15 protein-coding genes are annotated in these 20,288 nt (G+C 76.4%); 10 read left to right on the forward strand and 5 right to left on the reverse strand.

Annotated features, from left to right (window positions below; all coding sequences use genetic code 11):
- The first annotated feature begins 71 nt into the window (after nucleotides 1-71).
- The 3 genes from WA616_RS15265 (at nucleotide 72) to ilvA (ending at nucleotide 8,674) form a co-directional block, all read left to right on the forward strand.
- Nucleotides 72-959, forward strand: a complete 888-nt coding sequence (locus tag WA616_RS15265; RefSeq protein WP_336031109.1) for an isocitrate lyase/PEP mutase family protein — start codon at nucleotides 72-74, stop codon at nucleotides 957-959.
- Nucleotides 960-1,169: 210 nt separating this feature from the next.
- Nucleotides 1,170-7,226, forward strand: a complete 6,057-nt coding sequence (locus WA616_RS15270; protein ID WP_336031110.1) for a DUF4011 domain-containing protein — start codon at nucleotides 1,170-1,172, stop codon at nucleotides 7,224-7,226.
- Nucleotides 7,227-7,390: 164 nt separating this feature from the next.
- The gene (gene ilvA / locus WA616_RS15275; RefSeq protein ID WP_336031113.1) at nucleotides 7,391-8,674 is read left to right on the forward strand and encodes a threonine ammonia-lyase IlvA; all 1,284 of its coding nucleotides are present in this window, start codon (nucleotides 7,391-7,393) and stop codon (nucleotides 8,672-8,674) included.
- 3 nt (nucleotides 8,675-8,677) lie between these two features.
- Here the strand turns inward: ilvA and WA616_RS15280 are convergent, their stop codons facing one another.
- Entirely contained in the window at nucleotides 8,678-10,909 is a 2,232-nt protein-coding gene (locus WA616_RS15280; RefSeq protein ID WP_336031115.1) for a SpoIIE family protein phosphatase, read from the reverse strand.
- Nucleotides 10,910-10,920: 11 nt separating this feature from the next.
- Nucleotides 10,921-11,271 carry an STAS domain-containing protein gene (locus WA616_RS15285; RefSeq protein ID WP_336031116.1) on the reverse strand — a complete coding sequence of 117 codons (351 nt, stop codon included), beginning with the start codon at nucleotides 11,269-11,271 and terminating at the stop codon, nucleotides 10,921-10,923.
- A gap of 69 nt (nucleotides 11,272-11,340) precedes the next feature.
- Here WA616_RS15285 and WA616_RS15290 point away from each other — a divergent pair, with 69 nt between their 5' ends.
- Nucleotides 11,341-11,781 carry an ATP-binding protein gene (locus WA616_RS15290; protein ID WP_073420429.1) on the forward strand — a complete coding sequence of 147 codons (441 nt, stop codon included), beginning with the start codon at nucleotides 11,341-11,343 and terminating at the stop codon, nucleotides 11,779-11,781.
- A 3-nt stretch (nucleotides 11,782-11,784) separates the two neighbouring features.
- On the opposite strand, the gene WA616_RS15295 is transcribed toward WA616_RS15290, so the two are convergent.
- Nucleotides 11,785-12,147 (reverse strand): winged helix-turn-helix transcriptional regulator, encoded by a 363-nt coding sequence (locus tag WA616_RS15295; protein WP_336031118.1) that lies wholly within the window; start codon nucleotides 12,145-12,147, stop codon nucleotides 11,785-11,787.
- Nucleotides 12,148-12,226: 79 nt separating this feature from the next.
- On the opposite strand from WA616_RS15295, the gene WA616_RS15300 reads away from it, so the two are divergent.
- Nucleotides 12,227-13,228, forward strand: coding sequence for a zinc-binding alcohol dehydrogenase family protein (locus WA616_RS15300; RefSeq protein WP_336031120.1), 1,002 nt, complete (start codon nucleotides 12,227-12,229; stop codon nucleotides 13,226-13,228).
- Between the two features lie 75 nt (nucleotides 13,229-13,303).
- Here the strand turns inward: WA616_RS15300 and WA616_RS15305 are convergent, their stop codons facing one another.
- Together WA616_RS15305 and WA616_RS15310 are read right to left on the reverse strand one after the other, a co-directional pair.
- Nucleotides 13,304-13,900 (reverse strand): HD domain-containing protein, encoded by a 597-nt coding sequence (locus WA616_RS15305; RefSeq protein ID WP_336031122.1) that lies wholly within the window; start codon nucleotides 13,898-13,900, stop codon nucleotides 13,304-13,306.
- 91 nt (nucleotides 13,901-13,991) lie between these two features.
- Entirely contained in the window at nucleotides 13,992-14,957 is a 966-nt protein-coding gene (locus WA616_RS15310; protein WP_336031123.1) for a TIGR03557 family F420-dependent LLM class oxidoreductase, read from the reverse strand.
- A 161-nt stretch (nucleotides 14,958-15,118) separates the two neighbouring features.
- On the opposite strand from WA616_RS15310, the gene WA616_RS15315 reads away from it, so the two are divergent.
- The 5 genes from WA616_RS15315 to WA616_RS15335 all read left to right on the forward strand — a co-directional run bounded on the left by WA616_RS15315 (nucleotide 15,119) and on the right by WA616_RS15335 (nucleotide 20,263).
- A complete protein-coding gene (locus WA616_RS15315; protein ID WP_336031127.1) occupies nucleotides 15,119-15,922 on the forward strand; it encodes an LAGLIDADG family homing endonuclease in 804 nt (267 codons plus the stop codon).
- Nucleotides 15,923-15,988: 66 nt separating this feature from the next.
- Entirely contained in the window at nucleotides 15,989-16,849 is an 861-nt protein-coding gene (locus WA616_RS15320; protein ID WP_336031129.1) for a LysR family transcriptional regulator, read from the forward strand.
- An 83-nt stretch (nucleotides 16,850-16,932) separates the two neighbouring features.
- Nucleotides 16,933-18,369: an amidohydrolase family protein gene (locus WA616_RS15325; protein ID WP_336031131.1), complete on the forward strand. Its 1,437-nt coding sequence runs from the start codon at nucleotides 16,933-16,935 to the stop codon at nucleotides 18,367-18,369.
- A 60-nt stretch (nucleotides 18,370-18,429) separates the two neighbouring features.
- Complete coding sequence (locus WA616_RS15330; RefSeq protein WP_336031132.1) at nucleotides 18,430-19,353, forward strand: fumarylacetoacetate hydrolase family protein; 924 nt, start codon at nucleotides 18,430-18,432, stop codon at nucleotides 19,351-19,353.
- A gap of 10 nt (nucleotides 19,354-19,363) precedes the next feature.
- Nucleotides 19,364-20,263 (forward strand): SMP-30/gluconolactonase/LRE family protein, encoded by a 900-nt coding sequence (locus WA616_RS15335; protein WP_336031133.1) that lies wholly within the window; start codon nucleotides 19,364-19,366, stop codon nucleotides 20,261-20,263.
- The last annotated feature ends 25 nt before the right edge of the window (nucleotides 20,264-20,288 follow it).

A 20,288-nucleotide genomic window follows, 5' to 3' on the forward strand; every position in this document is an offset into this window, starting at 1 on the left:
GACGCACGGCCACCGCGACGGTCGCTGTATGCAACCGCGCGGGAACCGGGACGACACACGAGGAGGCCACCGTGGCGGATCTGCTGAGCGGTGCGCGGGCCCCGCGGGCGCGGCTGCGCGAGCTGCTCGCCGGCCCCGGCCCGCTGATGGCGCCGGGCGCCTACGACGCGCTGACCGCCCGGCTGATCGAGCAGGCCGGCTTCGACGCGGTGTACATGACCGGCTTCGGCACGACGGCGGGGCTGCTCGGCCGGCCCGACGTCGGGCTGCTGTCGGGCGCGGAGATGGTCGACAACGCGCGCCGCATCGCCGCCGCCGTCGACGTGCCGGTCATCGCCGACGCCGACACCGGCTACGGCAACGCGATCAACGTCGTCCGCACGGTGCAGCTCTACGAGCAGGCCGGGGTCGCGGGCATCCAGCTCGAGGACCAGGTGATGCCCAAGAAGTGCGGGCACATGAGCGGCAAGGCGCTCATCGGCACCGGGGAGATGGTGGGCAAGATCCGCGCCGCCGCGGCCGCCCGGCGCGACCCCGACCTCGTGCTCATCGCCCGCACCGACGCCGTCGCCGTCACCGGGGTCGACGACGCGCTCGCCCGCGCCCGTGCCTACGCCGAGGCCGGCGCCGACCTGCTGTTCGTCGAGGCGCCGACCACCGAGGCCGACGTCGAGCGCGTCGCCGGGGAGCTCGCCGGGGTGGCGCCGCTGGTCTTCAACTGGGCCGAGGGCGGACGCACGCCGCCGCTGTCGCTGGAGCGCATGGCCGAGCTCGGGTTCGCGCTGGTCATCTACCCGATCGGCACCCTGCTGGCGGCCACCGCCGGCGTCCGGTCGCTGCTCGCCTCGCTGCGGGAGCAGGGCGTCCCGCCCCTGGACGGGCTGCCCACCTTCGGCGAGTTCACCGACCTCGTCGGCCTGCCCGAGGTGCAGGACCTCGAGCAGCGCTTCGCCGAGTAAGGACCCCGCTGCCCCCCACCGCTCGCGAGCTCGCGGCGGGCCCCTGCAGCGGCGCCGTTTCTGATCGGAGCCGTACCGGCCGCCCTCGACGCGTGGGTATCGGCACCCGGGGGCGACCGGAGGGCAACGTCTCTCCCCGTCCGTCACACCCGTCCCAGACGCTCGCGGGGATGTCCGGACCGGTCCGTCCGGACCGGTAGACAGGACACCGTGAGCACCACGGACACCCGGCCGCATCCGCACGACGGTGCTCCCCGGGCGGCCGTGGCGATCGCGGCCACCAGCACCCCGGTGCTGTCCTACGCGCTCGCCGTCAACCGCGTCCCGGTCGTGTCCCGGCTCGCGGTCACCACCCGCGGCGCCGCGGTCGAGGGCGCCGTCGTGCGCCTGGGCGTGCGCGACGCGGAGGGCCCGATCGGCAGCGTCGTCGAGGTCCCCGTCGACCTCGACGGCGACGCCACCACGGTGCTCAGCGACGTCGGCCTGGTCATGGACGCGGCCGCGATGCTGCACATCGAGGAGCAGCGGCCCGGCGTCATCGAGATCGACGTCGTCGCCGGGGGCGCCGACGTCGGCGGCACCGCCGTCCCCGTGCACGTGCTCGCCGCGAGCCAGTGGCTGGCCTCCCCCGTGCCGCTGGCGCTGGAGATGCTCGCCGCGCACGTGCAGCCCAACCACCCCGCGGTGCCGGCGCTGCTCGACGAGGCCGCGGCGCTGCTGCACGAGCGCACCGACGACCCGTCCGTGCAGGGCTACGCGGCCGGGCCCGACCGGGTCGACGAGATCGTCGCCGCGGTCGCCGCCGCGATGCGCGCCCGCGGCATCCGGCACAGCGAGGCCCCCGCCGACTGGGCGCACATCGCCCAGCGGGTGCGCACCCCCGCCGACGTGCTCGACGGCCGCGTCGGCACCCCGCTGGACACCACCGTCACCCTCGCCGCCGCGCTGGAGGCGGCCGGCGTCCGCACGCTGCTGTGGATCGCCGACGGGCACGCGTTCCTCGGCTACTGGCGCGAGGAGCGCAGCGCCGAGAGCGCCGCCACCACCGACGTCGCCCCGCTCGCCGACCTGGTCGCCCTCGGGCTGGTCCGGCTGGTGGAGACGACGCTGCTCACCAGCCGCGGCACCGAGGACCCCGACGCCGACCGGCTGCACCGCGCCGCCGCCGACGCGTGGCTGACCGGCGCGGCCGACCGGCTGCTGGGCGTCACCGACGTCCACCGCGCCCGCCGCGATGGGATCCTGCCGCTGCCCGCCCGGCTGCGGGGCCCCGACGGCGCGCTGCAGGTGGTCGAGTACCGCGCCGACGAGCACGACCCGACCGTCCGCCCCGCCGGCCGGCACGCCGCCCCGGTGCCCGGCAGCCGCCCCGGCGTGCCGCCGCGGGTGCAGCAGTGGAAGAACAGCCTGCTCGACCTGAGCCTGCGCAACCGGCTGGTCAACTACACCGAGGGCGCCGGGCTGCCGCTGGTCGTCCCCGGCCTCTACCTCGCCACGCTGGCCGAGCTGCTCGCCGGCGACGGCGCGGTCACCCTCGTGCCCAGCGACCGGCTGCGCCCCGCCGACAACGTGCGCGGCCTGCGCTCGGCGCGCGAGCTGCCGGTCGGCGTGCTCGGCGAGGTGCTGCACGAGCGCCGCGAGGTCTACGCCGACCTCAGCGACGGCGCCTACCTCCCGCGGCTGCGCGGGCTGGCGCACCGGGCCCGGACGGTGCGCGAGGAGACCGGCGCCAACAACCTCTACGTCGCGATCGGCAGCCTGTCCTGGGAGCTCGACGGCCGCCCGCTGCGCTCGCCGCTGGTGCTGCTGCCGGTGGTCCTCTCCCCCGCCGGGCGCACCGGCGCCTACCGGCTCACCGCCGACGACGCCGCCGGCGCCAGCCCGAACTGGTGCCTGCTGGAGAAGCTGCGCCGCGAGCACGGCCTGGAGATCCCCGGGCTGGCCGGGGCCGACGGCGACCTCGACGTCGACAGCGCGCTGGCCACCGTGCGCCAGGCGCTGCTCGACGCCGGCCTGCCCTTCCGCGTCGAGGCGACCGCCGACCTCGCCGTCCTGCAGTTCGCCCGCTACCGGCTCTGGCGCGATCTGGACGAGTCGTGGGCCGAGCTCGCGGCGAGCCCGCTGGTCGGCCACCTGGTGCACGCGCCGGCCGAGCCCTTCGCCGACCCGGTGCCGGCCAGGGCCGCCGACGTCGACCTCGACGAGCTCGCCGCCCGCTGCCCGGTGCCGGCCGACGCCTCGCAGGTGAAGGCGGTCGCCGAGGGCGTCGCCGGGCGCACGTTCGTGCTCGAGGGCCCGCCCGGCACCGGCAAGTCGCAGACGATCACCAACCTGCTCGCCCGCGCCGTCGCCGACGGCCGCCGGGTGCTGTTCGTCGCCGAGAAGCGGGCGGCGCTCGACGTCGTCGCCCGCCGCCTCGACGCCGTGGGTCTCGGCCCGCTGGTGCTGGACCTGCACGACGAGCGGGCCCGCGCCACCGCCGTGCGCGCCCGGCTCCGCGACGCGCTGGAGGCCGTCGTCGTCGCCGACGAGCAGGCCCTGGCCGCCGACGGCGAGGACCTGCGCGCCGCCCGCCGCACGCTGGCCCGCTACGCCGACCGGCTGCACGCGGTCAACGCGGCCGGCATGTCCTACTACTCGGCGCGCACCGCGCGGCTCGCCGTCGGCGGGGACGTGCCGGCGCTGCCGGTGCCGCAGTCGTTCGCCGCGGCCGCCCCGGAGGACACGCTCACCGCGGTCCGCCGGGCGCTGGCGCTGTTGCCCGACGTCGCCGACCTGGTGCGGCCCTCGCCGCGGCACCCGTGGGCGTTCGTCGACACCGCGCGGGTCGACCTCCCGGCCGCGCACCGCGCCGCGATCGCCGTCGACGACGCGATGCGCGCGCTGCCCGCGGAGGAGCACCTGGCGCGGGCGCTGCGCGAGGTGCGCAGCCCCGGCGACCTCGACGACCTCGCCCACCTGCTGTCCGGGCCCGCCGTCGGCCTCGACGTGCTCGACGAGGTGCCCACCGAGCGCTGGACCGCCGCGACCACCGCGGTGCTGGCCGAGGTGGCCGCCTTCGCCGGCACGGTGCACCCGGGCCTGGAGCTGGCCACGCCCGAGGCGCTCGCGCTGCCGCTGGGCGAGCTGTTCGTCGCCGCGCAGACCGCGCAGGCGGGGCGGATGTGGGCGCGCCAGGAGGGGCTGCGCGAGGTGCGCGCCCAGCTCGCGCCGGTGCTGCGCCCGGGTGTCGCCGTGCGGCTGCGCGACGTGCCCGAGCTGACCGCGGCGCTGTGGCGGGTGCAGAGCGCCGCCGCGGGGATCGCCGCGCGCGCCGCCGTCATCCCCGGCCTGTCGGTGCCGGCCGGCTGGAACCCGCTGCTGGAGCCCGACCTGCTCGAGGGCCAGGTGGCCTGGCTGCGCCGCGCCGGCGCGGTCGCCGACAGCGCGCGGGAGTTCGCCGTCGCGCTGCGCCGCTACGTCGTCTCCGGCCCCGGCCCGTCGGCCGCGGCGGCCGCCGCCGTCGCCCGGCTGCGCGACGGGCTGGAGGAGCTGCTGCGCGTCTGCCGCAGCACCCCCCGCCGGCTCGCCGACTGGTGCGGCGACGACGGCGTGCTGCTGCGCTGGGCGATGACCCGCCCCGAGCGCGGCGTCGAGCACTCCGGGCTGATGTCGCTGCGCCGGTGGGCGGAGTTCCTCGACACCCTGGAGCCGCTGCGCGCCGCCGGCCTGCTCGACGCCCGTGCCGCGCTGGTCAGCGGCCGGCTGCCCGCCGAGGACGCGCCGCGCGCCTTCGAGCACGGCCTGGCCGCCGCCTCCACCGCCGAGCGCCGCGCCGCCACCGGCCTCGACGCCTTCGACGAGGCCGCGCACGGCCGCGCGATCGACCGCTTCACCGCGGCCTCGCGGGCCGTGCGCCGGCACCTCACCGCCGCGCTGCCCGCCGCCGTGCTGGCCATGCGCCGGCTGGACGCCCCCGCGACCGGCAGCGGGTCCGAGGGCACCGACCGGCTCGGCGAGCTGCAGCGCGAGCTCACCCGCCGCCGCGGACTCGGCGTACGCGCGCTGCTCACGCAGTACGGCGACCTCGTCACCGCGCTGCTGCCGTGCGTGCTGGTCAGCCCCGACTCGGTGGCCCGCTTCTTCCCCGCCCGCGCCGGCCAGTTCGACCTGGTCGTGTTCGACGAGGCCTCGCAGATCCGGGTGGCCGACGCCGTCGGCGCGCTCGGCCGCGCCCGGTCCGCGGTGGTCGTCGGCGACAGCCGGCAGATGCCGCCGACGTCCTTCGGCGAGCCCGCGGCCGGCGGCGGCGACGACCTGCCCGACCTGCTCGGCGTCGCCGTGGAGGACGAGGAGTCGATCCTGTCGGAGTGCGTGCAGGCCGGCGTGCCGCGGCACTGGCTGTCCTGGCACTACCGCAGCCGCGACGAGTCGCTGATCGCCTTCAGCAACGCCCACTACTACGACAACCGGCTGTCCTCCTTCCCCGCGCCGGCGCACGGCCCGGCGACCCCCGACGTCGACGGCCACGGCATCTCGCTGGTCCGGGTGCAGGGCACCTTCCACCGCTCGGGCGCCGGGCGGCTGCTGCGCACCAACCCGATGGAGGCCAAGGCCGTCGTCGCGGAGATCCGCCGCCGCTTCGACGCCTCGCCCGGCGCGGTGCCCTCGATCGGCGTGGTCACCTTCAACGCCCAGCAGCGGTCCTACATCGAGTCGCTGCTGCGCGACGCCGGCGACGAGCGGCTGACCGAGGCGCTCGACCGCACCGACGGCGAGGGCCTGTTCGTCAAGAACCTGGAGAACGTGCAGGGCGACGAGCGCGACGTCGTGCTGTTCTCCACCGGCTTCAGCCCCGACGACCGCGGCGTGCTGCCGCTGAACTTCGGTCCGCTCAACCGCGTGGGCGGCGAGCGCCGGCTCAACGTGGCGGTCACCCGCGCGCGCCGGCAGGTGGTCGTCTTCTCCTCCTTCGACCCGTCGGCGCTGCGGGCCGAGCAGACGTCGTCGCTCGGCATCAAGCACCTGCGCGCCTACCTCGACCTCGCGGCGCTCGGCACCGAGGCGCTGCCCCGCGAGGCCCGCCGGCCCGGAACGCCCGACCGGCACCGCGAGGAGATCGCCGGTGCGCTGCGGGCGCGCGGGCTCGTCGTGCGCACCGACGTCGGGCTGTCGGACTTCCGCGTCGACCTGTCGCTGGCCCGCGCCGCGGCGCCGGACGCCCCGGTCGTGGCCGTGCTGCTCGACGGCCCGGCGTGGGCGCGGCGGCGCACCGTCGGCGACCGCGACGGCCTGCCCGTCGACGTGCTGTCCGGCCTGCTCGGCTGGCCCGCCGTCGAGCGGGTCTGGCTGCCGTCGTGGCTGCGCGACCGCGACGCGGTGCTCGACCGCCTGGTCGCAGCGGTGGACGCCGCGCCCGCGCCGGCGCTCGCGCCGGCCACCGCCTCCCCCGCGCCGGTGCTGACCGTGGTCGAGGCCGTGCCCGAGGTCGAGTCGCCCGCCGCGCCGGAGCCCGTCGCGCCCGAGCCCGTCACCACCGAGCCCGCCCCCGAGCCGGGCCCCCGCGGGCTGCCGTCGCTGCGCTCGGTGGTGTCGGCCGCCGTCGCCGCGCTGCCGCTCTCCCGCGCCGACGCCGACCCGGTGGCCGACGAGCCCGAGGCCGTCCCGCCGGTCGCGCTGAGCGTCGTCCCGCCCGTCGCCGAGGAGCAGCCCGAGGAGGCTGACGAGGCCGCGGGGGCCGGGCCCACCGAGCAGCGCTTCCGCGCCTGGGCCCCGAAGCCGGCCGGCGACCGCAAGGTCCTCGACGCCCTCGCCGACCCGCGCAACGCCCGGCTGGTCACCCGGGTGCTCGCCGCCGGGCTCAGGGCCGAGGGGCCGGTGCACCGCGACCGCCTCGCGCGGATCGCCGCCGGCGCGTTCGGCCTGTCCCGGGTCACCGACGCCCGCCGCGACGCGCTGCTCGCCCTGCTGCCGCCGCACACGCTGGACGGCGACGTCGTCTGGCCGGCGTCGCTGGACCCGGCCGGCTGGACCGTCTACCGCCGGCAGACCACCAGCACTCCCCGCCCGCTGGAGCAGGTGCCGGCGCAGGAGGTGCTCAACGCGATGGTGGCGCTGTGCCGCGCCGCCGGCGGGCTGCCCCGCGAGGACCTGTTCCTGCGCACTGCGGAGGTGTTCGGCTACCGCCGCCGCACGCCGTCGCTGACCCCGCTGCTGGCCGCGGTACTCGACCGCGGCACCGCTGATGGCCGCCTCGCGGTCACCGGCGACGGCCGGGTCACCGCCTAGTACTCCTCCTGAGCGCGGTCGTGCTCTGCCCACACCCGTGTGCAGAGCACGAAAGCGCTCAGGAGACATGTGTCCCGGAGCTGAGTCGTGCTCTGCACGCACTCGTGTGCAGAGCACGACTCCGCCCGGGAGGACACCCACCCCGCCAGGGAGGATGGACCCCCGTGAGCACCGCCGTCGTCCCCGAGCTCGACCGCTTCCCCGCCGACGTGCGCGACGCCGTCAGCCGGCTCGCCGGGGTCGCCGAGCGCACCCCGCTGCAGCGCAACGAGCGCCTGTCCGCGCTCACCGGCGCCGACGTCTGGCTCAAGCGCGAGGACCTGCAGGTCGGCCGCTCGTACAAGGTGCGCGGCGCCTACAACACGATCAGCCGCCTGGACGACGCCGCCCGCACCGCCGGGGTGGTGTGCGCCAGCGCCGGCAACCACGGCCAGGGCGTGGCGCACGCCTGTCGGGCGCTCGGCGTCCGCGGGGCGGTGTTCGTGCCCGGCACCACCCCGCGGCAGAAGCGCGCCCGCATCCGCGCGCTCGGCGGCGACATGGTCGAGCTGGTCGTCGCCGGCGACACCTACGACGACGCCGCCGCGGCCGCGAAGGCCCGTGCCGCCGCCACCGGCGCCACGCTCGTCCCGGCCTTCGACGCGTGGCCGGTCGTCGTGGGCCAGGCGACGGTCGCCGTCGAGGTGCTCGATCAGCTCGGGCGCGCGCCCGACGTCGTCGTCCTCCCCCTCGGCGGCGGCGGGCTGCTCGCCGGCTGCGGCACCTGGCTGCGGCAGGCGAGCCCCGCGACCCGGCTGGTCGGGGTGGAGCCCGCCGGCGCCGCCGGGATGGCCGCGGCGCTGGCGGCCGGGCACCCGGTCGAGCTGCCGGCCATCGACACGTTCGTCGACGGCGCCGCCGTGCGCCGGGCCGGCGACGTCACCTTCCCGCTGGTCCGCGACTCCGGCGCCGAGCTCGTGGCCGTGCCCGAGGGCCAGGTCTGCACCGAGATGCTCGAGCTCTACCAGGTCGAGGGGATCATCGCCGAGCCCGCGGGCGCCCTGGCCACGGCGGCGCTGACCGGCGGCACCGTGCGGGTCGAGCCCGGGCAGACCGTCGTCTGCCTGCTGTCGGGCGGCAACAACGACGTCAGCCGGTACGCCGAGGTGGTCGAGCGGTCCCTGGTGCACCAGGGCCTCAAGCACTACTTCCTCGTCGAGTTCCCGCAGGAGCCGGGCGCGCTGCGCCGTTTCCTCGACGACGTCCTCGGCCCCGACGACGACATCGTGCTGTTCGAGTACGTCAAGCGGGACAACCGCGAGACCGGCGCGGCGCTCACCGGCATCGAGCTCGGCAGCGCCGACAGCCTGCCCGGCCTGCTCGCGCGCACCGCGGCGAGCCCGCTGCGGATCCAGCACCTGGACCCGGACTCGCCGGCCTACCGCTACCTCGTCCGCGGCGGCGCCTGACCCTCAGACGCGGGCCAGCCCGACCACGGTGACGTCGTCGGTGCCGGGCGGGTCGAGCGTGGCCACCACGGCGTCGACCACGTCCTGCGGCGTCCCGGCGCCGGCGGCCACCGCCTCCCGCACCGCCTCGATGCCCTCGGGCAGCGGCCGGCCGCGCCGCTCGACCAGGCCGTCGCTGTAGAGCAGCAACCGGTCGCCGGCGTCCAGGCGCAGCGCGGTCTGGCCGTAGTCGGCGTCGTCGAGCAGGCCGAGGGCGGGACCGCGGCCGTCGGTGACCAGCCGCGCCCCGCCGTCGCCGGCGTGCACGGCCGGCAGGTGCCCGGCGTTGGCCAGCGCCAGCTCGCCGGTGGCGGGGTCGAGCTGGGCGATGACGGCGGTGGCCATCTCGCCCGGCAGCAGCGCGCCGACCAGCCGGTTGAGCTCGGTGAGCGCCGCGGCCGGTCCCTCGTCGCGCAGCAGCGACGCCCGCAGGGCGTGCCGCAGCTGCGCGGTCACCGCCGCCGCGGACAGCCCGTGCCCGGCGACGTCGCCGAGGACGATCGCGAGCCGGCCGCTGGGCAGCGGCACGAGGTCGTACCAGTCGCCGCCGACGACGTCGGCCTCGCTGGGCCGGTACCGCGCGCCGAGCGCGACGCCGGGCACCTTCGGCAGCTCCTCGAGCAGCAGGGTGCGCTGCAGCGCCGCGGAGAGCCGGTCGTCCTCCCCGGCGCGGGCGAGCACCGCCTCGCCGAGGTGGGTGGCCAGCGCGCGGGCGGCGGCGACCTCGTGCTGGTGCCACGGACGGGAGGTGCCGCGGACGGTCTCGGTCCAGCGGGCGAACGAGCGGCGCGGGGACAGCCGGCCCGCGGTCACCTTGGAGGTGCGCGGGTCGCCGCCCCAGCTGACCTCGCGCGGTGTCTCCGGCCGGAACCAGGCGAGGAAGTCGCCGCGCGCACCACCGACCTCGACGGCGAGCACGCCGCTGGCGTCGGCGGCGAGGTCGGCGGCGCCGGGCACGTCGCGGCCGAGGGCGTCGGTGACCCCGCCGGCGCCCAGCACCGCGGGCACGACCGCGGCGACCCGCTCGGCCGGCGGCGTCCGCCCGAGCAGGTGCAGCCGCCCGTCCAGGCGCACCGCGGCGCCGGCGGCGGGCAGCAGGTCGAGCACGGTGACCTCGCCGTCGACGAGCGCGGCGACCGGGGTGCGCGGGCTGCGGCCGATCGCGCCGACCAGGTCGGCCTCGCGCCGGGTGACGCCCACCGCGGCGTCGCGGTCGCCGGCCGCCACGGTGGTGTGCAGCAGCAGCGAGGCGGTGCGGCCGAGGAACTCCGCGGCGGTGCGGTCGGCGTAGGAGGGCCGGTGGGGGCCGCTGTAGGAGTGGCAGGCGATGAGCCCCCAGAGCCTCCCGCGGTCGATGAGGGACACCGACATCGAGGCGGTGACGCCCATGTTGGCCAGGTACTCCAGGTGCACCGGGGAGACGCTGCGCAGCATCGCGCCGGAGAGGTCCAGCGGCCGGCCGGTGCCCGGGACCAGCGGCGGCTCGAGCGGGACGGGGGTGTACGTGGCGTCGGGGATCAGCCGCATCCAGTTGGTCGCGTACAGGGCGCGGGCCTGGGCGGGGATGTCGCTGGCCGGGTAGTGCAGGCCGAGGAAGGGCTCGAGGTCGGAGCGCCGGTCCTCGGCGACCACCTCGCCGTTCCACTCGGCGTCGAAGCGGTAGACCATCACCCGGTCGAAGCCGGTGAGCGCGCGCACCTCGCGGGCGAGGACGCCGGTGAGGCCCTCGAGCGACGTCGGTGCCGACAGCCGCTGCAGCACGGTGGGCAGCCGGCGGTGCCAGGCCGCGCCGGCCTGCCCGGCCCCGGCGACCGGCTCCCACTCGGTGACCAGCAGGTCGCCGCTGCGGGACAGCACCAGGTCGAGCTCGGCGCCGCCGGGGGCCACCCGCAGCGGGTCGGCCTCCGACAGGTCCGCGGCCAGCGCCGCGCGCAGCCGGTCGAGTTCGGCGGGAGCCAGCAGGTCGGCGAGCGTGCGCCCGGCGGGGTCGGTGCCGAGCACCTGCGCGGCGTTGGCCGAGGCGACGACGACCTCCAAGCCCGGCTCGGTGACCGCGAGCAGCGCGCCGTGCGGCTGGACCGCCCCCGGGACCGCGATCGGCTCCTCGGCGCAGCGGGCCAGCGCCTCGTCGTCGACCCGCCGCCGGACGGGGTCGGGAGCCGGCGACGGCGGGATGTCGGCGGGGGTGCTGGTCATCGCGACCGACCCTACGACCCGACCTCCCCGTCGGTGAGGCCCGCGACCTCGACCACCGGGACGAGGCGGTGCAGCTCCAGCAGGTCGATGACCAGGCGCACCGGCTTGTTCTCCCGCGGGCAGACCACCTGCAGCGCGACGCCGGCCGCGGCGGACTGCTTCGCGGCGCGTGCCAGTTCGCGCGCGCCCGCGGAGTCCATGAACACGGTGTCGGTGAGGTCGATGACCAGCGACCGCGGCCGCGCGGCCAGCTCGGCGGCGACGCCCTCGGCCAGCCGGGGCACCGTCGCGATGTCGAGTTCTCCGCGTACCCTCAGCCCGGGCCGGCCGTTGACCGATGCTCGGTCGACGGCGAACTGCACGATCGGGCTCCTCCTCCACGGGTGACGGACCGGAGGAGCGTAACCCGCTGTTGCAGAGAGGGGCCCGGCGTGGACATCTCGTTCACCGTGACGTTGCCCGTCGACGTCGACAGCGTGCCGTTCATCCGCGGCCTGTGCCGCCAGGCGCTGGAACACCTGAAGGTCGAGCGGCCGGTCGTCGAGGAGACGACGCTGGCGCTCACCGAGGCGTGCGCGAACGTCGTCCGGCACGCCGGTGACCACGCCGGGTACGAGGTGTCGGTCGCGATCGACGACACCGTCTGCCGGATCACCGTGATCGACGACGGCTCCGGCTTCGACCGGGACGAGGCCGCCGCCCGGTCCTCGCTGACCGCGGCCGGCCTCGACGGCGACGGCGGCGCGGGCCTGCGGTTGATGCAGGCGCTGGTCGACTCGCTGGACTTCCGCCGCGACCCCGACGGCCGGCACCGGGTGAGCCTGGAGAAGCGGCTGTCCCGCCCGGCGCTGCGGCTGCTCGACAGGGGCTGAGCCTCAGTCGCGCGCCGGGAACCGGTCGATGTTCTGCTCGACCCAGGTGCGCAGCGCGGCCAGAGGCACGGTGGCGTCGCGGCCGAGGTCGGTGAGCGCGTACTCCACGTGCAGGGGGACGGCCGGGTAGACCGTCCGGTCGACCAGCCCGGCCTCCTCCAGCCGGCGCAGCACCGCGGTGAGCACCTTCGGGCTGATGCCCTGCAGCCGCTGGCGCACGGCGCCGAACCGGCGCGGTCCCTCCTCGAGGGCGCCGAGCGCCAGCGCGCTCCACTTGTCGGCCAGCAGGTCGAGCACCGACCGGCAGGGGCAGTTGGCCGCGTACACGTCCCGGGGCCCGCAGGCGGGCAGGTGCGCCGTCGTCACGTCACCATCCTGCCGTGGTTCCCCGGAGTAACCAAGCTCCCTTGCGGGAAACCAGTACCTCGCGCATAGCGTCGCCGGCATGTCCCTCCCGTCCCGCATGCCCGCCGTCGCCTACTCCTCCCCCGGCTCCCCCGACGTGCTCACCGACGTCGAGCTCGACGTCCCCTCACCCGGTGCGCACGACCTGCTCGTGGAGGTGCGGGCGGTCTCGGTGAACCCGGTCGACGTGAAGCTGCGCGGCGGCGCCGACCCGGGGGGGCAGCCGCGGGTGCTGGGCTTCGACGCGGCCGGCACGGTGGTCGCGGTCGGCGAGGCGGTGACCGCGTTCGCCGTCGGGGACGCCGTCTACCACGCGGGTTCGATCGCCCGGCCCGGCTCCAACGGCGCGTACCACCTGGTCGACGAGCGGATCGCCGGGCACGCGCCCGCGTCGCTGGACTGGGCGGAGGCGGCCGCGCTGCCGCTGACGACGATCACCGCCTGGGAGACGCTGTTCGAGCGCTGGGCGCTCACCCGCGAGAGCACCGGCACGCTGCTGGTCATGGGCGCGGCCGGCGGCGTCGGGTCGATGCTCGTGCAGCTCGCCCGGCAGCTCACCGGGCTGACCGTGGTCGCGGCGGTGTCGCGGCCGGAGGCGGCCGAGTGGGTGCGCGGGCTCGGCGCGCACGAGGTGGTCGACCGCCGCGACCTGGTGGCCGAGGTGGCGCGGGTCGCGCCGGGCGGGGTGCGGTACGTGTTCAGCCCGTACTCGGCCGGGATGGTCGAGACGTTCGCGCGGGTGATGACGGTCGGCGGCTCGGTGGTGGCCATCGACGAGCCCGAGGGCCTCGACACCCTGCCGCTCAAGGAGCGCAGCCAGGGCTGGCACTGGGAGTTCATGTTCAGCCGGCCGCTGCACGACCCGGAGAGCACCGCCCAGCGCGAGCTGCTCGACGAGGTGGCCCGGCTGGTCGACGCCGGGGTGCTGCGCACCACGCTCACCGCGCGGCTGTCGCCGGTCGACGCGGCGACGCTCGCGGAGGCGCACCGGCGGGTCGAGTCGTCGTCGACGATCGGGAAGGTCGTCGTCGCCCGCCCCTGACTCCCCGGGGAGGTCGTGCTCTGCCCCGTCCCCGTGAGCAGAGCACGACCCGGCCCGGACCACCGCGGCTGCGGACTACCGGTCCAGCGGGTTGGCGCGGGCGCGGTCGGCGAAGCCGGCGGCGGTGAACCGGCCGGCGAGGGAGTCGGGCTTGCGGCGGGCCTGGTCGGTGAAGCAGGCGACGAACTCGTGGATCAGCCCGAGCCGCGGGTACTCGGCGAGGACGGCGGCCCGCAGGTCGGCGGGCCACGCCTCCGGGTCGCGCCCGGAGATGTCGAGGCCGGTGGCGAGCTCCAGCAGGTGCCCCTCGGGGTCGGCCGCGACGTCGACCTCCGGCGCCATGTGCGCGACGACGATCTCGGCCACCCGACGGCGGCGCGGCACCGGCCAGCCCGCGCCCGCCGCGAACACCCAGCCGACGGCGCCGCCCGCGTCCTCGAACGGCAGCGTCGCGCTGTCGAAGACCGGGGACAGGCCGAGGTCGTGGACCATCGCCGCGACGAACAGCAGCTCGTCGTCGAACGCGATGCCGTGGCGGCCGGCGTGGTCGGCGGCCCACAGGTAGCTGCGCAGGCAGTGGTTCACCAGGGCGGGCGAGGAGAACTCGGCGACCACCTCCCGCGCGAGGCGGCAGGCGGGGGTGTCGGGCAGCGCGGGCAGGGAGGAGGTCACGGCCGGCGAGTCTGCCCCCGGGCCGTGTCCTCCTCCCCCACTGCCGCGCGCGGTGGCAGGACCGCTGCGGAGATCGGCAGGGACGACGGCGTCAGGAGGCCGTCAGGCCCCGCACCCGCTCGATGAGCCCGCCGGCGCAGGCGTCGATGAACCCGTCGGGATCGGGGCCGACGTTCTGCAGGACGAGGTGGTCGAAGCCGGCGTCGACGTAGGGCTGCGCCTGCTGCACGTGCAGGTCGAGGTCGGGGCCGACGGAGAACTGCCCGCGGATGTCGTCCTCCTTCACCGTCTGGCTGGCGGCGTCGAAGTTGACCGGGTTGGGCAGCTCGCTCATGACCTTCCAGCCGGTGAGCGCCCAGCGGCTCTTCTCCAGGGCCTCCTGGATCGCCGCGTCCTCGGTCTCGGCCCAGGCCATCGGCACCTCGGCGTAGTGCGGGCCGGAGCCCCCGGCCTCGCGGAAGGCGCCGACGAGGTCCTCGCGCGGCTCGGTGGCGAACAGCCCGTCGCCGAACTCGGCGGCCAGCCGCGAGGCGTGCGGCCCGCCGCTGGCGACGGCGATGACCGGCAGCTGCTCGGGGAGGTCGAAGACGCGGGCGTCCTCGAGCTGGAGGTACTTGCCCTCGAACGTCCGGTAGCCGCCCTGCCAGAGCAGCTTGATGATCTGCAGCGCCTCGCGGAGCATCTCGTGACGCACGTGCACGGCCGGCCAGCCGGCGCCGACGACGTGCTCGTTGAGCCGCTCCCCGGCGCCGATGCCGAGGGTGAACCGGCCGCCGGAGAGGATCTGCACGGTCGCCGCGGCCTGCGCGATGACGGCGGGGTGGTACCGGATGATCGGGCAGGTGACGCCGGTGACCAGGCCGATCCGCTCGGTCTTCGCGGCCATCGCGCCGAGCATCGACCAGGTGAACCCGCTGTGCCCCTGGGTGTCGAGCCAGGGGTGGAAGTGGTCGCTCATCTCGACGAAGTCGAAGCCCGCCTCCTCAGCGCGGACCGTCTGGCGGACGATCTCCTCCGGCGGGAAGGCCTCGGTGGCGAGCTTCAGTCCGACCTGCATGACGGGGGTCCTCACTGCTGGATGTCCGGCGGGCGCAGTCGGGCTGCCCGGGGCATGCGGAACGGAAACGGCACGCCGGGGTCCGCATCGCCGGGTGTGGTGCGCGAGCCGCCGGTGCACGGGCGATCGGTTCCGTCGGCGGCTCCCGGTATGCCTGCCTGGTGCCGCACCTCGACCTCACGGACCCTGCGCACGCCTACTTCTTCGGCTTCGCCCAGACCGACGGCAGCCTCTACGCCGGTACCGGACAGAAGGGGCGCCTCATGATCGAGCTCGCGGTGCAGGACGAAGCCGTGCTCCACGAGTTCGCCGGCCTGTTCCCGGTGCACTCGCGGGTGTCCCGTCGCGTGCGGACCACGAACTTCGGCCCGCACCGGTCGGCCGTGTGGACGCTGTGCGACCTGTCCGTCCGTCGTGAGCTCGTCGGCCTCGGCCTGCCGGCGGGACCCAAGTCGGCACTGGTCGCACCGCCCACCGTCCCGTTCAGCACCCGGGACTACCTGCGCGGACTCGTCGACGGTGACGGGAGCGTGGGCTTCACGCGGACGGGGCGACCGTTCCTCAGCTTCGTCACCGCGAGTCAGCCGCTCGCCGACTTCTTCTGCGCCCAGGTCCGCGCGGTGACGGGCCTCGAGCGGACCGTCCGGCGGAACACCCGGGACGGCGTCTACAACCCGATGGTGGCCAGCGACGGAGCCGCCGCCCTGGCCTCCTGGCTCTATCCCCCGGGGTGCCTCGCCCTGGAACGGAAACGCGCGGCGGCCGCGCTCGTAGCCGCATGGACGAGACCGCCCGGCATGCGGGCTCGCCCGGTGGCCGGCGCGCGACGTTGGACCCCGGACGAGGACGTCGAGGTCATGGTCGGGACCGTCCGGGAAGCCGCCGGTCGTCTCGGCCGCACGGAGAAGGCCGTGGCCCTGCGCCGGTTCCGGCTGCGCCGGGCAGTGAGCGCCGCGGGCGACTGAGGTCCCGCGTGCAGGACAGTGGGCCGGGCGGACGGCGACGGAGCCGGCCGGCGCCGGAGGTGGGCCGTGGACGTCGAGTCGCTGCGCTACCTGCTCACGCTCGCCGAGGAGCTGCACTTCGGCCGGTCGGCGCGGCGGCACTACCTCGACCCGGGCCACTTCTCGCGCCGCATCCAGCGCCTGGAGCGCGACGTCGGTGCGCGGCTGGTCGAGCGCACCAGCCGGCGGGTGGCGCTCACCCCGGCCGGCGAGCGGGTCGTCGCGCACGCCCGGACGGTGCTCGCCGCGCTCGACCGGCTGCCCGAGGCCGCCGCGCCGAGGGAGCCCGACGACGGCGCGCTGCGGGTGGGCGTCCTCGGCTTCGGCGCCGCCGACCGCTGGCCGGCGCTGCGCGACGTGGTCACCGCGGCCGCGCCGGGCGTGCACCTGCTGTTCGAGGACCTCGACATGGACGACCAGTACGACGCCGTCCGCCGCGGCGACCTCGACGTCGGCCTGGTGCAGCACCTCGGCGCCGTCGACGGGCTGGAGTTCCGCACCGTGCTGCGGACGCCGTCGGTCGTCGTCGTGCCGGCCTCCTCGCCTCTGGCCGACGCCCCGCTGCTCACCCGCGACGACGTCGCCGACGAGCCGTGGCTGCGGATGTCCTCGGCGCACCCGCGCTTCCGGGACTGGGTGGGCCCGGCCGGCATGGACGGGCGGGGCAGCGCGGTGCGGCACCCGGCGTCGATCCCCGCGGCCGTGGCGACCACCGGGCGGATCGGGATGCACGGCGCGGCCGCCGCGGCGTTCTTCCCGCGCCCCGACGTCCGGTTCGTGCCGTTCGACGCGCCGCCGGTCGAGGTCGCCGTCGTCACCCGGGTGGCCGACCGGCGGCCGGCGGTGGAGTCGTTCCGGCGGGCTGCCGACGCCGTGGCGGCCGGCTGACCGTTGCCGATCCGGCACATGATCGGGCGCCCCGCCGGGTGTGGAGTGATCGGGCCCACTCCCCGACGCCGCGGAGGCACCCCATGGCCCAGTCCCGCACCCTCGTCACCGGTGGCCACGTCGTCTCGATGGACCCCGCCATCGGCGACCTGCCCACCGGGGACGTGCTCATCGAGGACGGCGCGATCGTCGCCGTCGCCCCCTCCCTGCAGGTCGACGACGCCGAGGTGGTCGACGCCACCGGCGGCGTCGTGCTGCCCGGGCTGATCGACACCCACCGGCACACCTGGCAGTCGGTGGTGCGCGGGATCTGCGCCGACTGGACGCTCGGCGACTACTACTTCGGCATCCGGCTGGCCATCTCGCCGGCGATTACGCCCGAGGACGTGCGGGTCGGCCAGCTGCTCGGCGGCGCCGACGCGCTCAACGCCGGGGTGACGACGCTGCTCGACTTCTCGCACACCAACAACACCCCCGCGCACTCCGACGCGGCGATCGCCGGGATCGTCGAGTCCGGCGTGCGGGCGGCGCACTGCCACGGGTTCTTCGAGAGCCGGCCGGCCGACCCGCAGTTCGGCACCCACGACGACCGCGTGCGCGACCTGCGCCGGCTCGCCGGGCAGCACTTCCCCGACCCGCGCGGGCTGGTCACCATCGGCGTCTCGCTGAGCGAGGTGTTCGGCCAGCCGTGGCAGCACACGCTCGACGAGCTCGCCGTCGCCCGGGAGCTCGGCGCGCTGGTCGTCAGCCACACCGGCTGCGTGTGGGGCAGCTGCGTGACCGGCGGCATCCGCGAGCTCGACGAGGCCGGCCAGCTCGGGCCCGACATCGTGCACGTGCACTGCAACACCCTCGACGACGACGAGTGGGCGGCGCTGGCCCGCACCGGCGGCAAGGTGTCGATCTCGGTGGAGACCGAGCTGAACATGGGCATGGGCCGGCCGGTGTTCGAGCGGTGCCGGCGGCACGGGATCGCCCCGACCCTGTCGGCCGACGTCATCAGCCTGAACTCCGGCGACCTGTGGCACGAGATGCGCTTCGGCCTCGGCTTCGACCGCTGGGACGCCACGCAGGCGGTCAACCTGGCCGGCCGGATGCCGGAGACCGTGACGACGACGGCCCGCGAGGCGCTCACCTGGACGACGGTCAACGCCGCGGACGCGATGGGCATGGGCGACCGGATCGGTTCGCTGACGCCGGGCAAGCGCGGCGACGTCGTCGTGGTGGGCGGCGACTCGTTCGAGATGCACCCGCGGCCGGACGTCGTCGGGTCGCTGGTCTTCCAGACCACGGTCGCCGACGTGCGCACCGTCCTGGTGGACGGGCGGGTGGTGAAGCGCGACGGCGCACTGGTGGACCACGACCTCGCCGCGCTGGGCCGGCAGGCGGACGCGGTCTGCGACGGCCTGCTGCAGCGGCTGTCCGACGCCGGCGTCGTGCTGCCCGGCACGCCGGAGAACGGGTGGGACGTCATGGAGCCGCTGTTCCAGGCCAACCGCCCGCAGCCGGCGGTCCGGTGAGCACCACGATGGGAGCCGCCGGGCGCCGGCAGGCGGCGCGCGCGTGAGGGAGGAGAGCTGATGCGCTGGGTCACCTACGTCTCGCCGGCCGACGGCGCCGAACGGGCCGGGCTGCTGCGCGACGGGCGGGTGCACGGGTTCGACGCCGCCCTGGTCGACCTGCTGCCCGACCTCGCCGCGGCCGCCGGCCGCGAGCCGGCCGAGGTGCTGCCGGAGGACGGGCTGGTGCTGCGCGCGCCGGTGCCGCGGCCGCCGTCGGTGCGCGACTTCCTGTCCTTCGAGCAGCACGCGCGCAACGCCGCGGCCGCGTTCGGGCGGGAGGTGTCCCCGGTCTGGTTCGAGCAGCCGGTCTTCTACTTCACCAACCCGGCGGCGGTCCGCGGTCCGGGCGAGCCGGTGCCGGTCTCCCCCGGCTCGGCGGCGTTCGACTACGAGGTCGAGGTGGCCGCGGTCGTGGGCCGGCGCGGGTCGGACCTGACGCCGGAGGAGGCCGAGGCGGCGATCGCCGGCTACACCGTGTTCGTCGACTGGAGCGCCCGCGACGTGCAGGGCGTCGAGTCGAAGATCGGCCTCGGCCCGGCGAAGGGCAAGGACGGCGCGACGACGATCGGCCCCGTCCTCGTCACGCCCGACGAGCTGGAGCCGCACCGGTCCGGGCACGGCTACGCGCTGCGGATGAGCGCCTCGGTCGACGGCGTCGAGCAGGGCGGTGGCAGCTGGGCCGACGTCCGCTGGTCGTTCGGGCAGATGCTCGCCTACGCCTCACGGGGCACGGAGCTGCGGCCGGGCGACGTCGTCGGCAGCGGGACCGTGGGCACCGGCTGCCTGCTGGAGCTGCGGTCGCTGCACGGCGAGGAGCGGCACCCGTGGCTGCGGCCGGGCGTGGAGGTGGCGGTGACGATCGAGCGGATCGGCACGGTGACGGCGCCGATCGTCGCCGGCCCGGATCCCGTTCCGCTGGGGCCGCCGGCGTCGGGCTCCTAGGGTCCGCGTCATGGCAGAGCGCGAGGTGCGGACGGTGCTGACCGGCGGCGGGTTCTTCGAGGGGCCGCGCTGGCACGAGGGCACGTGGTGGGTGTCGGACTTCTACCGGCACACGGTGAGCACGGTGACCGCCGACGGGCAGGAGACCGTGCGGTTCGAGGTGCCCGGGCAGCCGTCGGGGCAGGGCTGGCTGCCCGACGGGTCGCTGGTGGTCGTGTCGATGAAGACGCACGAGGTGCTGCGCTGGGACGGGTCGGCGCTGTCGACCTACGCCGACCTGACCGAGCACTGCGGCGGGCACCTCAACGACCTAGTCGTCGGCCCGGGCGGGCACGTGTTCGTCGGCGACTTCGGCTTCGACCTGATGGGCGGCGGCGAGGCGGCGACGGCGTCGCTCAAGCGGATCGACCCCGACGGCACGGTGTCCGTGGCGGCCGAGGGGCTGCAGTTCCCGAACGGCTCGGTCATCACCCCGGACGGCGGCACGCTCGTCGTCGGCGAGACGCTGGGCAACCGGTACACGGCGTTCGACCTCGGCGCCGACGGGTCGCTGACCAACCGGCGGGTGTGGGCGTCGCTGGGGCCGGAGGTCACCGGGCGCACCGTGGACGAGGTGCTGGGGCAGCTCGCCGTCGCCCCGGACGGCTGTTCCCTGGACGCCGAGGGGTGCATCTGGGCGGCCGACGCCGTCGGCGGGCGGGTCGTGCGGGTGGCCGAGGGCGGCGAGATCGTCGACGCCGTCGCGGCGCCCGAGGGACTGGGCGTCTACGCCTGCATGCTCGGCGGCGAGGACGGCCGGACGCTGCTCATGTGCGCGGCGCCGGACTTCTACGAGCACAACCGCGCGCCGGTGCGCGAGGCGGTGCTGCTCGCGACCGAGGTCGACGTCCCGCACGCCGGCCGGCCCTGACCGCACCGCGGCCCCGTCCCACCGG

Origin of the sequence: Geodermatophilus sp. FMUSA9-8 (assembly GCF_037034165.1) — a bacterium.
Taxonomy (GTDB): domain Bacteria; phylum Actinomycetota; class Actinomycetes; order Mycobacteriales; family Geodermatophilaceae; genus Geodermatophilus; species Geodermatophilus nigrescens.